The following is a 13037-nucleotide window of genomic DNA, read 5'->3' on the forward strand; positions in this document are numbered from 1 at the left end:
CTCCCCGGTTCCACCGCGGACGGGAAGGGAAGGTACATAACCGTAGACAGGCATGCGGCGACTAGAACTCTCAATGAACGTCGACGCGAAACTCGCCGACCGCCCAGTGTTCGTCACCGGCGCGGATGGCTTCGTTGGTTCGCACCTCACCGACCGGCTCGTCGAGGCGGGCGCTGACGTGCACATCTTCGTCCGCGCGACCTCCAGCGGCGAACTGAAGAACATCCGGCACCAGACGGACGACCTCACGGTTCACCGCGGCGACCTCCGCGACCAGCACTCCGTCAAGCAGGCGCTCTCCGCGCTCAAGGGCCACGGCGACGCCATCATCTTCCACCTGGCCGCGCAGGCGCACGTCGGCGAGTCGTGGGACCGGCCGTACGAGACCGTCGACACCAACGTCGTCGGCACCCTGAACCTGCTGCAGTCCGTCGTCGACCTCGACCTCGACATCTCGAAGTTCGACACCGCCGGGACGTCCGAGGAGTACGGCAACGTGAAACAGGAGATGGCGGAGAAACACGAGTTCGAGGAGGACGGCCGCGTCCTGCTGTCGGAGCGGTCGCCGGTGAACCCGACGAGCGTCTACGCCACCTCGAAGCTCGCCGCCGACTTCCTCACGATGAACTACCACGACGCGTACGACCTGCCGACGGTCACGACGCGCATGTTCAACAACTACGGGCCGCGGCAGAACCCGCGGTACATCACGGGGACCATCATCACGCAGGCGCTGGAGCGTGACATCGTCGAACTCGGCAACCTCGAACCGAAACGCGACCTGTGCTACGTCGAAGACGGCGTCCGCGGCCACCTCCACGTCGCCCTCGAAGGGTCGCCGGGCGAGCAGTACGTGTACGGCTACGGCGAGAACATCTCGATGCGCGACTGGACGAACCTCATCCTCGACGTCGGCGCCGAGGAGGGCTACTGGGAGCGCCCCGAAATCGTCCAGGAGGACGAGCGGTACCGCCCCGGCGACAGCGACGTCGAGGAACTGCTCGTCGGCTACGAGAAACTTCACAACGAAACCGGGTGGGAGCCGCAGGTCGACTGGCGCGAGGGCGTCCGCCGCACCATCGACTGGTACGCGAAGAACAAAGAGTCGTGGTACGGGCGCGTCGACTGGCGATGACGGACTGGCATCGGGGAACCGCAGACTACTGGACCGGCAAGTCGGTGATGGTCACCGGCGGCGCCGGCTTCCTCGGCAGCCACCTCGTCGAGGAGCTGAAGCGCCGCGGCGACGACGTCGACGTGTTCGTCCCCCGGAGCGACGAGTACGACCTCCGCGAGAAAGCCGGAATCCGACGCGCACTCCACCGCTCGGACCCGGACGTCGTCTTGCATCTCGCCGCCACGGTCGGCGGCATCGGCGCGAACCGGGAGAACCCGGGACGGTACTTCTACGAGAACGCCGTCATGGGCATCGAGCTGATGGACCAGGCGCGGACGTACGGCGTCGAGAAGTTCACGATTCTCGGGACCATCTGTTCGTACCCGAAACACACCCCGGTTCCGTTCAGCGAGGACGACCTCTACGACGGCTACCCGGAGGAGACGAACGCGCCGTACGGCATCGCGAAGAAGGCGCTGCTCACGCAGTCACGGGCGTACCGGAAGCAGTACGGCTTCGACAGCATCTACCTGATGCCGGTGAACCTGTACGGCCCCCGCGACGACTTCGACCTCGAGACGTCGCACGTCATCCCCGCCATCATCAGGAAGTGCGTCGAGGCGCGCGAACGCGGCGACGACTCCATCACGGCGTGGGGAACCGGCGAGCCGACGCGCGAGTTCCTGTACGTCGACGACGCCGCGGACGGCATCCTCACCGCCACCGAGCGGTACGACGAGTCCGACCCGGTGAACCTGGGGAGCGGCATGGAGATATCGATTCGCGACCTCGTCGAAACCATCGCGGACGTCACCGGCTTCGACGGCGACGTCGTCTGGGACACCTCCAAACCGGACGGCCAGCCGCGACGGAAACTCGACACGACCCGCGCGAAACAGCGGTTCGACTGGGAGGCGACGACCGACTTCCGCGAAGGCCTCGAACGCACCGTCGAGTGGTACGAACGTCACCGCGACGAGGTCGTCGATGGCTGACCTCGACCGCGTCGACTGGGTGCCGGACGACGTGTGGGCCGACGTCGTCGAGTACGTACCCGTCCCGTCTGTCGACCTCGTCGTGCTGTGCGACGGCGGCGTTCTGCTGGCGAAGCGCCGGAACGAGCCCGCGAGAGGCGAATGGTTCGTCCCCGGCGGCCGAATCAGGAAGGGGGAGCGAATCGAGGCGTCCGTCCGGCGCGTCGCCCGCGAGGAACTCGGCGTCGACGTCGCCGTCGAAGCGGAACTCGGAGCGTACGACCACCTGTACGACACCGCCGACGTCCCGGACGCGAACGGGAAACACTACGTCGCTCACGGCTACGTCGTCGCGCCCGACTCCGAGACGTTCGCGCTGGACGACCAGCACGACGACGCGCGAGTGTTCGCCCCCGCCGAACTGGCGGACCTCGACCTCCACCCGAACGTCGCGGCGTATCTGGCGGACGCCGGCGTGCTCGACGAGACGGCGGACGGCGGAGAATGACTTTTATCCGGCAGGCGTAATCCTCCGACAGTGAGCCGAACCGAAGTGAGACGATGAAGGTGCTCGTGTTGAGCCACGACTATCCGAAGTTCCTCGACTGGCTGTACGACGCAAACCCGGGGCTTGCTGACGCCCCGTACGAGACGCAGCGGCAGGTCCGAGCGGAGAGCCTGTTCGGTGTCACGGACTTTTATGCAGAGGCACTCCGCGACCGCGGCCACGACACGACCGGTGTCTTCGTGAACAACGGCCATCTCCAGCGAGCGTGGGCACGGGACCACGGGTACCGCGGCCGGCAGGAGCCCGATGACTCGTCAACGTCGGTACTCGACCGGATGAGGGCCCGGCTGGCCGACACCGTCGTCACCAACTTGCTTCCGCTCCTGCGATCGACGCTCGGGGACGAATTCGTCCGCCCCTCCTGGTTTTACGACGTTCTTGACCAGCAGTTCGAACACTACGATCCGGACGTCGTTCTCAACATCGCCGTCGACGGCATCAGCAGCGAGTTCCTCGCGGACGCGAAACAGCGGCACGGCTTCCTGCTGGTCGGCCAGATCGCCGCGCCGCTTCCGGACTGGGTGGACGCTGACGTCCACGACGTCATGACGTCCGCGCTGCCGCAGTTCGTCGACCGGTTCGAACGGAAGGGGATCCCGAGCGAGTTCGTCAAACTGGCGTTCTCCGAGTCCGTGCTCGACCGGATTGACCCGTCGGGGCCACGCCACCCCGTGACGTTCGTCGGGAGCCTGTCGTCGAACCACGAAGCGCGCATCGAACTACTCGAACGACTCGCGACCGAGGTTCCCCTGAAAGTATGGGCCCCCGGCGTCGACCACCTCAGCGAGGAGTCGCCGCTCCGTGACTGCTACCAGGGGCAGGCGTGGGGGCGAGACATGTTCGAGATTCTCGCGCGCTCCGACGTCGTCGTGAACAACCACATCGGCGTCGCGGGGCCGTACGCCGCGAACCTCCGGCTCTACGAGACGACCGGCGTCGGGAGCTTCCTCGTCACCGACGACAAGCGGAACCTCGACGACATCTTCGAGCCCGGAACGGAGGTGGCGACGTACGACTCCGTCAGCGACTGCGTCGACACGATTCAGTACTACCTCGAACACGACGCTGAGCGGGCGGCCATCGCCGACGCCGGGCAGCAGCGGACGCTTTCGGAGCACACGTACAGCGAGCGGGCCGACCAGTTGGACTCGCTCTTCGGCGAGTACACCGGTGCTTGACCCGACTCGCGTCCGTCGACGGTGCGTCTCTCCCTGTCCGCGAAGCGCGAGCGACGTATTGATACCGTGGACGTTCGCACCGTCCATACGACAGTGACCCCCACAAAGTGCCGTAACCGCCGCTCGCGACCACGCCGAGCGATGACTCCACCGACCGACTCGGGCCGTGTTTCATCGGTGACCGGGCCACGGCAGCGATGAGCGCCAGCGTGACCGTCCGGCAACTCGCCCCGGAACAGGATGTCTCGTTCGACTGTCCGCACTGCGACACCGGTCTTCGCACCACGGGGTGGCGGATGCCGGGGATGCGGGTGCTCGCGTCGCTCGAATGCCCGGCGTGCCAGCGGACGTACTTCGGGGACTATCCGGCGGGAGACGGATACTTCGGACAGGCGCTGCTCGAACGAGACACCGGGGAGGTTCACGCCGACCGGGACGACTTCTTCACGAAGTGGCTCCGGGAGTCCTGGGCCGCCCGGTCGTCCGAACCGGTCGACGTCGAGTGGACCACTCACCGCGAAATCGACGAGCCCGTCGTGCTCAACTGCCTCGACACGATGTACGGCCACTGCCTGCGGAAACTGTTCTACGCCCAGTACCACGTCGACGAGGACGACCGAGACCTGGTCGTCATCGTCCCGGCGAACCTCGCCTGGATGGTGCCGGACGGCGCTGCCGCGGTGTGGGCGGTCGACCTCCCGCTCGGCCGCGGGACCGAGTGGAACGACTGGCTCGCAGACCAGTTCGAGTCACGCCTCAGCGAGTACGGCTCGGTCGCCGTCTCGTGTAACCGGCCGTTCCCCATCAACGTCGACGTCGACATCGAGCGGTTCACCGGGGTCGAACCGTTTCCGCTGGACGAGTGGGAGAGCCGTTCAGCGGACCCGACGGTCACGTTCGTCTGGCGCGACGACCGTCAGTGGTCCCGGTTCCCGCCGACGACAATCCTGTACGACTGGCTCGGCGGCCGGACCGCGAGGTGGGTCGTCGAAAACCCGGTGATGGCCCGGGCCGGGGACGTGCTGGACTCCGTGAATCGACGGATACAGCAGCGAAGAGTAATCGAGCTTGCCTCCGAAATCCGGAGTCTGAGCCCCGGCGTCGAGTTCGCCGTGGCGGGGTTAGGCGCCTCCGGCGGACTCCCCGACTGGATCGCGGACGAACGGGTTTCGTCGCCGACGACCAGCGACGAACGCCGCCTGTGTCAAAGGTACGCGGGAAGCCAGGTCGTCATCGGGGTTCACGGCTCGAACATGCTGCTCCCGTCTGCTCACGCCCCGGTCACGATCGACCTCATGCCGTCGCGCCGGTGGGGGAATCTCGAGCAGGACCTGCTCAGTAGACACGTGGATTCACGAGAAACGGGCTTCCACTACCACCTCCTGCCACTCGACACTGAGCCAGCGCGAGTCGCCGACCTCGCTTCAGCCGTCCTCGACGCGGAGCACCGATTCGACTGACGTCGGCGTTCACCGTGGTGCCTCTTCGACTGCCCCCGACTCCGGTTCGGCGCTCCGCGGTTCGGCGCAGTCCGTCATCACGCTCTACGCGCCGAGAGCACTGCTCTCGCGCCGCGACGGTCGCTGCGTACTGCCCGGGCTGAACTCCGTCTCAGCCACACAGAAAAGGTTACCCGACCCCACCTGAAAAACTCGGAGCAGTGCCAACGATGGGAGAGGACGTCCTCGTTACAGGCGGTGCGGGTTTCGTCGGTAGCCACCTCGTCGACTCGCTTCTCGACGACGGACACGCCGTGACAGTCGTCGACAACTTCACCACCGGCCGGAACGCGAACGTGGCGAGCCACTGGGGCGACAGCGACTTCACGGCCGTCGACGCCGACGTCCGGTCCGCGTCGTCACTCCCGGACGTGGACGCGATTTACCACCTCGCGACCCGCGCCTCTCCGACGGACTTCGCGGAGTACCCCGTCGACATCGCACTCACGAACAGCGTCGGGACGAAGAACCTCCTCGACCACGCTCGCGAGTGCGACGCGCGGTTCCTGCTCGCCAGCACCAGCGAAGTGTACGGTGACCCCGAGGTGCATCCGCAACACGAGGAGTACAACGGGAACGTCGACCCGCGGGGGCCGCGGGCCTGTTACGACGAGGCGAAGCGGTTCGCGGAGACGCTGACGGTCGCCTACGGGGACGAGTACGGCGTCGAGACGCGGACGGCCCGCATCTTCAACACCTACGGCCCACGGATGCGCGAGGACGACGGCCGGGTCATCCCGACGTTCGTCTCGCAGGCGCTCGCGGGCGAGGACCTGACCGTGTACGGAGACGGAACGCAAACCCGCAGCTTCTGTTACGTGTCCGACCTGGTCGCCGGGCTCAGAGCCCTGATGGAGACCGAAGGGCTCGACGGCGACGTCGTGAACCTCGGGAACGAACACGAGGTCACCATCAACGAACTGGCCGAGCGAATCCGCTCGCTCTGTGACACCGACAGCGGCGTCACCTACAGCGACCTCCCCGAGGACGACCCGCAGCGCCGCAGACCCGACATCGGCAGGGCGGCGAAGCTGCTGGACTGGGAGCCGGACGTGCGTCTCGAAGACGGGCTGGCACGGACCATCGACTACTTCCGGGACGCGTAGGTTGGCGACCGCTCCCTGAAAACCCGGGGCTTCGGTGTCCTTTTCTACTCCGCACGAGCAACGGACGGTATGAAAGCGGTCATCCCGCTCGCGGGTCGCGGCACGCGTCTGTACCCGCAGACGCACACGAAACCGAAGGCGATGGTGCGCATCGCCGGGAAGCCCATCCTGGGCCACATCCTTTCGAGCGTCGCGAGCGCCGGCATCGACGAGGCGGTGCTCGTCGTCGGCGGGCCGATGCAAGCACAGATTCGCGAGTACGCGACGGACGCCTTCGGCGACGAGTTCGACCTGTCGTTCCCGGAGCAGGAGGACCCGCAGGGGCTCGGACACGCGATTCACCAGGCGGAACCAGCCGTCGACGGCGAGCCGATGCTCATCACGCTCGGCGACATGCTGTTCGAGAACGGCTACCGGACCTTCCTCGACGCTCACGAGACGCTCGGCGCCGCGGACGCGAGCGTCGGCGTGAAGCGGGTCGACGAGCCGAGCCACTACGGCGTCGTCGACGTCGACGACGACGGGTCGGTCCGCGAACTCGTCGAGAAGCCGTCCGAGCCGCCGTCGGACAAGGCCATCAGCGGCGTGTACGTGGTCGAAGACAGCGACGCGCTGTTCGACGCGCTCGGCCACCTCATCGACAACGACCTCCGTGGCGCCGGCGACGAGTTCCAGCTCACGGACGCGCTCCAGCGGATGGTGGACACCGGGTCGACAGTTCGGACGTTCGAGGTGGACGACTGGTACGACTGCGGCCGGCCGGAGACGCTGCTGGAGGCGAACCGGGTGCTGCTGGAGTCGATGGAGACGAACGGCGCCGGCCGGCTCGAAAACGCGGTCGTCGTGCCGCCGGTCGACATCGGCGCCGACGTCACCGTCGACCGGAGCGTCGTCGGCCCGTACGTCAGCCTGGACGACGGCGCGGAGATTTCGGACAGCATCGTCCGTGACGCCATCGTCGGCAAAGACGCGGTGCTCTCCGGCGTGAACCTCGACCACAGCATCGTCGGCGACGCCGCGAGCATCAGCGGGGAACCGCAGAGCCTGAACGTCGGCGACAACAGCGACCTCAGCCTCTGATGCCGTCGCCCCGCGTCTCGGTCGTGACGCCGTCGTACGAACAGGCGGACTACCTCCCGGACAACCTCGCGTCGGTCGGTCGCCAGCGGTACGACGACGTCGAACACCTCGTGTTGGACGGCGGCTCCGACGACGGAACCGTCGACCTGCTGGAGGAGTACGAGGCGGACGCGACCCACGACGTCTGGTGGCGGTCGGAGCCGGACGACGGGCAGTCAGCCGCCATCAACGAGGGGTTCGAGCGCGCGACCGGCGACGTCGTCGGCTGGCTGAACTCCGACGACGTCTACTTCGATACGACGACGCTCGCGCGGGTCGCGTCGTGGTTCGACCGGACCGACGCGGACGTCATCTACGGCGACCTCGCGTACGTCGACGGACGGTCCCGCGTCACCGAAATCGACGTCCGGCCCGACTTCGACCGCGCGAAGCTCGGCTACCGAATCGTCGTCGGGCAGCCGGCGACGTTCTTCCGGCGCGAGGTGGTCGACGCCGAACGGCTCGACACCGACCTCGACTACTGCATGGACTACGAGTTCTGGATACGGCTCTCCCGCGAGTACGACGTCCGGCACGTCCGCGACGTCCTCGCCGGGTTCCGTCGGCACGAGGCGCAGAAGACGGACGACGCGGCGCCCGTGAACGCGGAAGTCGAGTCGATGCTGCAGCGGTACCGCGACGAACTCCCGGAGCCGCGGAACGTCGTCGTCGACAACGCGGCTACCGAGCTGCGGCGACTGGCGGCGAGCGCCGCCGAAACCGTCGGCCTTCGCCGCGACCCGCCGACGCTGGCGTTCGACGGCGACTTCGCGCCGCTCACCGAGATGCTGTCGAACCTCGGTCCCGGCGCCGACGACGTCGCGAAAGCGCTCCGTCGCTGGCGCACCTGAGCGGCGGCGCCGACCGCGCCGACACTGTTTTTCTAGTCGAACGGTTCCCGGCTCCCGTCGCCCGGTGCCGGTCGACGTTACTTGGTCGCCAGCGCGTACAGGTAGCCGACGCCGGTGACGCCGGTGAGCGCCAGCAGCATCGCGAGCCTGTCCGCGCGCTCGGTCGACGGCGACGTCACCAGTTCGGCCACGCGGTCGGGGATGAACCACAGCAGCAGTTTCCGGAGGAACTCCTGTTCGGCGTCGGTCGACTCCGCGGCGACCTCCTCCATCCGCCGCTTCGAGTACCCCTGCCAGAACGCCCGTTCGAGCAGCCAGCGCCGCTCAGTCCGGTAGTCGTATATCTTGTGTTCGACCGTCGCGTCCGGGACGTACACCACCTGCTCGCCGGTTTCGCGCTCCAGCCGGGCGCACAGCTCGGTTTCGCCGCCCTGCAAGTTGTTCTCGCCGCGCTTGCCCATCTCGGTCTTGAAGCCGCCGAGGTCGAGGAACGTCTCGCGGTCGAACGAGAGGTTCGAACTGAACGTGTTCCTGACGTAGCCCTCGCGCTCGCGGAAGCCGCGGTAGGTGACGCCGATGAGGAAGTAGAACTCCTCGGGGAGATACGCCGGCTCCCCGTCGAGCCAGTCGGGCACCATTCGGCCGCCCACGGCGAGCGCGTCGTACCGGTCGTAGGCGTCGACGAGTCGTTCGACCCAGTCGGCCGAGGCGACGGCGTCGTCGTCGAGGAACGCGACGACGTCTCCGGTCGCCAACTCGGCGCCGACGTTGCGGCTGTGTGAGAGGCCACGGTTCTCCTCGTTGCAGTGCAGCGTGGCGTTTTCGACGTCGCCGTAGTCCGCCGTCACCCGCTCGTAGACGTCGTCGGTGCCGTCGACGACCACGACGAGTTCGACGTCGTCGTGCGTCTGGCCGAGGACGCTGTCGGCGGCCTCCCGGAACTCCGGGTAGCGATCCAGCGAGTACGTACAGAGGACGACGGAGACGCGCACAGACGCCGTGTCGCACCCGCCCCCCAAACCGCTTCCGCATTCCGCGTCCACTCCGCGTCGGCTCGGGTGTGACGGCTCGGGTGCGACGGCTCCGCTACTGCCCCACTTCACAAGGCTTATCCTCGCTTTCCGAATCGTTCGACGTAATGAGTAACGGCAGTGATAGTGATGCGAGCGCGAGCGGTGTACGGTCCATCCTCGGGCTCGACTACGACTTCGAGGGGAAGTCGGTCGCCGACCTCCTCCAGGACTTCTACCAGGTCCCCGCCCTCCTCGTCGTGGTCGCGGTCATGCTGTGGATCCGCCTGCAGTCGTACTCCCGTTTCGTCCAGAACGGCGAAGTGTACTTCAGCGGGAACGACGCGTGGTACCACCTCCGGGAGATCAGGTACACGGTTCAACACTGGCCGTCGACGATGCCGTTCGACCCGTGGACCGGCTTCCCGTACGGCCACTCCTCGGGGGGCCAGTTCGGGAGCCTGTACGACCAGCTCATCGCGACCGCGGCAATCGTCCTCGGCGCCGGCGACCCGTCGGCGGAGCTCGTCGCGAAAACGCTGCTCGTCGCGCCCGCCGTCTTCGGCGCGCTGACCGCGATTCCGACGTACCTCATCGGGAAGCGCCTCGGCGGCCGGCTCGGCGGACTGTTCTCCGCGGCCATCCTGATGCTGCTCCCGGGGACGTTCCTCCGGCGCGGCCTCGTCGGATTCGCGGACCACAACATCGCGGAGCCGCTGTTCCAGGCGTTCGCCGTCGTCGCGATTCTGGTCGCGCTCGCGGTCGCACAGCGGGACCGACCCATCTGGGAACTGGTCGAAGCCGGCGAACGCGACGAACTCCGCCCGACTGCGGTGTGGAGCGCCGTCGCCGGCGTCGCAACCGGTCTCTACCTGTGGGTGTGGCCGCCCGGGATTCTCCTCCTCGGTATCTTCGCGGTGTTCCTCGCCTACCAGGCCGTGAGCGACTTCGCCGGCGGGCGCTCCCCCGACCACGTCGCCTTCGTCGGCGTCATCACGATGGTCGTGACCGCGCTGATGGCGCTCGTCGGGATGGAAGACCTCGCACTCACGCCGGTCACCCTCAGCCCGCTCCACGTCGGGTTCGCCCTCGCCGTCGCTGCGGGCTCCGTCTTCCTCGCCTGGCTCGCCCGCGAGTTCGAGTCCCGCGAATTCGACGATGAGCTCCTCGACAGGTACGGCTACGCCGGAACGGTCGGCGGCCTCCTCGCCGTCGCGTCGCTCGCGGTCTTCACCGTCGACATCTCTATCTTCAACACCATCGCGAACAACCTCCTCCGGTTCATCGGGTTCAGCGCCGGCGCGGCTACCCGGACCATCGGGGAGGCGCAGCCGTTCCTCGAGTCCTCACTCGCGCGGTACTACTCCGCTGTCGGCATCGTCCTCTCGGAGTACGGCTTCACGTTCTTCACTGCGTTCGCCGCCGCGGTGTGGGTGCTGGTGAAGCCGATGTGGCAGCGCGGCCGCACCGCCGACTACTACTACCTCGCCGCGTCCGGCGTCGTCGTCGCGCTGCTCACCGTCGGCTCGGAGCTGTTCGTGGAGATCACCGCCGTGTTCGGCGTCGACCCGCAGCTCGCCGGCCTCGGACTCGTCGCGGCGCTCATCTTCGGCGCCGCGGCGCGCGTCCGGTACGACGCGGAACTCCTGTTCGCGGTCATCTGGGCGGCGTTCATCACGTCCGCCGCGTTCACGCAGGTCCGGTTCAACTACTACCTCGCGGTGTCGGTCGCCGCGTTCAACGCCTACTTCCTCCGGGAAGTGCTCCGCATCGCCGGCGTCGAACTCTCCACCGACATCTCGACGCCTGACGTCGAACTGTACCAGGCGCTCGTCGTCGCGGCCGCCGTCATGGTCGTTCTCGTCCCGGTGCTGACGGTACCGCTCACCATCGCGAACACCGGGAACCCGAACATCGACAAGACGAACACGGCGGTCCAGGTCGGCAACAGCACGTCTCCGGGCGCGGTCACCATCTGGGACGAGAGCCTCGAGTGGATGCAGGGGAACACGCCCGCTGTGGGGAACTACGGTGGCGCTGGGAACGCCGACAAACTCGACTACTACGGAACGTACAAGGAGCCCGCAGACGGCGACTACGACTACGCGGAAGGCGCGTACGGCGTGATGTCGTGGTGGGACTACGGCCACTGGATCACGGTGGAAGGCCACCGCATCCCGAACGCCAATCCGTTCCAGCAGGGAGCGACCGCCGCGGCGAACTACCTGCTCGCGCCGAACGCCTCGCAAGCGCAGGACGTGCTTCAGCGGCAGAGCACCGAAGGGAACCAGACGCGGTACGTCATGGTCGACTGGAAGATGACGACGGTCGGCTCGAAGTTCGGTGCGCCCGTCATCTTCTACAGCGCCTCGAACGTCTCCAGTTCGGACTTCTACTCGCCGGTGCTGCAGCGCGGCCAGTCCGGTTACTCCGTCGGGACGTACTCGTACGAGCAGCGGTACTATCAGAGCATGATGGTCCGGCTGTACGAGGGGCACGGCAGCCGGATGGAGCCGACCGTGAACGCCGGGATGTTCGGAGAGTTCGTCGTCGTGTTCGACTACGACACCGTCCAGGGCACGCAGGGGAACACGTACAAGGTGCTCCCGCAGGGGCAGAACGCGACCGCGATCCGGACGTTCCGGAACATGAGCGCCGCCGAAGCGTTCGTCGAACAGGAAGGGTCGGCGCAGATCGGCGGCGTCGGGCCGTACCCGCGGGAGGCGGTGCCGGCGCTGAAACACTACCGGCTCGTCAAGGCGAGCAACACGTCCGCGTACGCGTCCGGCCAGTATCAGCAGAGCGTTCTGCAGGAGTCGCGCGCATACGGCCTGCGGCCGTCGCTGCTCCAGAAGACGTCGCCGCAGTGGGTGAAGACGTTCGAGCGCGTCCCGGGCGCCACCGTCGAGGGGTCCGGCGCGCAGCCGAACGAGACGCTGACGGCGTCGGTGCAGATGCGCGTCCCGGGGTCGAACTCGACGTTCACCTACACGCAGCAGACGACGGCGGACGCCGACGGCGACTTCCAGTTCACGCTGCCGTACTCCACGACGGGCTACGCGAACTACGGCCCGGACAACGGCTACACGAACGTCTCGGTCCGGGCGACCGGCCCGTACACCATCGCCGGCGAAATCCGGACGAACGAGAGCGCCTACGTCGTCCGGAACCAGGCGACGCTCAACGTCTCCGAGGGCCGCGTGGTCGGCGACGTCGACGGCGCGAAAACCGTGACGCTCGACACCCGCGTCCTGCAGTCGCCGGGCGGCGCCAACCAGACCGACGACAACAGCTCCACTGGCAACGCGACGAACTCCAGCGCGCTCGTCCCGCCGACGCTCGACGTCGACGGCAACGACGCCCTGACCGCGTCCGCATCCGCGTCCGCCGACGCCGCGTCCGCCGGGTCGGCGTCGCCGGCCCTGCTGGCGGCGGAGCGGGAACTGGCGCGCCCGTAGATGTCCGGCGACGGCCCCGCCGCTGACGCCGACGCTGACCGCGGTGTCGACGCTGATGCCGACGCCGACCGCGGTGTCGCCGCTGACGCCGACGCCGACCGCGGTGTCGACGCCGACGCTGACGGGCCGTCTCGGCTCGGCATCTACCTCAGGGGCG

10 protein-coding genes are annotated in these 13037 nt (G+C 67.5%); 9 read left to right on the forward strand and 1 reads right to left on the reverse strand.

All coding sequences use genetic code 11. The features are described 5' to 3' along the window. The first annotated feature begins 73 nt into the window (after nt 1-73). The 8 genes from ACQUST_RS09550 to ACQUST_RS09585 all read left to right on the forward strand — a co-directional run bounded on the left by ACQUST_RS09550 (nt 74) and on the right by ACQUST_RS09585 (nt 8412). The gene (locus ACQUST_RS09550) at nt 74-1135 is read left to right on the forward strand and encodes a GDP-mannose 4,6-dehydratase (protein WP_435127661.1); all 1062 of its coding nucleotides are present in this window, start codon (nt 74-76) and stop codon (nt 1133-1135) included. Then, nucleotides 1132-2112 carry a GDP-L-fucose synthase family protein gene (locus tag ACQUST_RS09555; RefSeq protein ID WP_435127663.1) on the forward strand — a complete coding sequence of 327 codons (981 nt, stop codon included), beginning with the start codon at nt 1132-1134 and terminating at the stop codon, nt 2110-2112. Before ACQUST_RS09550 ends, ACQUST_RS09555 begins: the two co-directional genes overlap by 4 nt. Next, entirely contained in the window at nt 2105-2599 is a 495-nt protein-coding gene (locus ACQUST_RS09560) for an NUDIX domain-containing protein (RefSeq protein WP_435127665.1), read from the forward strand. The genes ACQUST_RS09555 and ACQUST_RS09560 overlap by 8 nt, the downstream gene beginning before the upstream one ends. Before the next feature lie 53 nt (nt 2600-2652). Then, nucleotides 2653-3837 (forward strand): CgeB family protein, encoded by a 1185-nt coding sequence (locus tag ACQUST_RS09565; protein ID WP_435127667.1) that lies wholly within the window; start codon nt 2653-2655, stop codon nt 3835-3837. Nucleotides 3838-4034: 197 nt separating this feature from the next. After that, nucleotides 4035-5297, forward strand: a complete 1263-nt coding sequence (locus tag ACQUST_RS09570; RefSeq protein ID WP_435127668.1) for a hypothetical protein — start codon at nt 4035-4037, stop codon at nt 5295-5297. A 209-nt stretch (nt 5298-5506) separates the two neighbouring features. After that, on the forward strand, nt 5507-6442 hold the full coding sequence (locus tag ACQUST_RS09575) for a UDP-glucuronic acid decarboxylase family protein (RefSeq protein ID WP_435127670.1): 936 nt from the start codon (nt 5507-5509) through the stop codon (nt 6440-6442). Nucleotides 6443-6511: 69 nt separating this feature from the next. Further along, a complete protein-coding gene (locus tag ACQUST_RS09580) occupies nt 6512-7522 on the forward strand; it encodes a sugar phosphate nucleotidyltransferase (protein WP_435127672.1) in 1011 nt (336 codons plus the stop codon). Continuing rightward, a complete protein-coding gene (locus ACQUST_RS09585) occupies nt 7522-8412 on the forward strand; it encodes a glycosyltransferase family 2 protein (protein ID WP_435127674.1) in 891 nt (296 codons plus the stop codon). The genes ACQUST_RS09580 and ACQUST_RS09585 overlap by 1 nt, the downstream gene beginning before the upstream one ends. 77 nt (nt 8413-8489) lie before the next feature. Here the strand turns inward: ACQUST_RS09585 and aglG are convergent, their stop codons facing one another. After that, nucleotides 8490-9404: a glucosyl-dolichyl phosphate glucuronosyltransferase gene (aglG, locus tag ACQUST_RS09590; RefSeq protein WP_435127676.1), complete on the reverse strand. Its 915-nt coding sequence runs from the start codon at nt 9402-9404 to the stop codon at nt 8490-8492. A gap of 146 nt (nt 9405-9550) precedes the next feature. Between aglG and ACQUST_RS09595 the strand changes: the two genes are divergently transcribed. Further along, a complete protein-coding gene (locus ACQUST_RS09595) occupies nt 9551-12880 on the forward strand; it encodes an oligosaccharyl transferase, archaeosortase A system-associated (protein ID WP_435127678.1) in 3330 nt (1109 codons plus the stop codon). The last annotated feature ends 157 nt before the right edge of the window (nt 12881-13037 follow it).

Origin of the sequence: Halobaculum sp. D14 (genome assembly GCF_051195135.1) — an archaeon.
Lineage (GTDB): Archaea > Halobacteriota > Halobacteria > Halobacteriales > Haloferacaceae > JBNTKA01.

What these genes read in the sequence shown, in the direction of transcription:
- ACQUST_RS09555 (WP_435127663.1), top strand. Translation starts at nt 1,132, where the DNA reads ATGACGGACTGGCATCGGGGAACCGCAGACTACTGGACCGGCAAGTCG.
- ACQUST_RS09550 (WP_435127661.1), top strand. Translation starts at nt 74, where the DNA reads ATGAACGTCGACGCGAAACTCGCCGACCGCCCAGTGTTCGTCACCGGC.
- ACQUST_RS09570 (WP_435127668.1), top strand. Translation starts at nt 4,035, where the DNA reads ATGAGCGCCAGCGTGACCGTCCGGCAACTCGCCCCGGAACAGGATGTC.
- ACQUST_RS09595 (WP_435127678.1), top strand. Translation starts at nt 9,551, where the DNA reads ATGAGTAACGGCAGTGATAGTGATGCGAGCGCGAGCGGTGTACGGTCC.
- ACQUST_RS09560 (WP_435127665.1), top strand. Translation starts at nt 2,105, where the DNA reads ATGGCTGACCTCGACCGCGTCGACTGGGTGCCGGACGACGTGTGGGCC.
- ACQUST_RS09575 (WP_435127670.1), top strand. Translation starts at nt 5,507, where the DNA reads ATGGGAGAGGACGTCCTCGTTACAGGCGGTGCGGGTTTCGTCGGTAGC.
- ACQUST_RS09565 (WP_435127667.1), top strand. Translation starts at nt 2,653, where the DNA reads ATGAAGGTGCTCGTGTTGAGCCACGACTATCCGAAGTTCCTCGACTGG.
- ACQUST_RS09580 (WP_435127672.1), top strand. Translation starts at nt 6,512, where the DNA reads ATGAAAGCGGTCATCCCGCTCGCGGGTCGCGGCACGCGTCTGTACCCG.
- ACQUST_RS09585 (WP_435127674.1), top strand. Translation starts at nt 7,522, where the DNA reads ATGCCGTCGCCCCGCGTCTCGGTCGTGACGCCGTCGTACGAACAGGCG.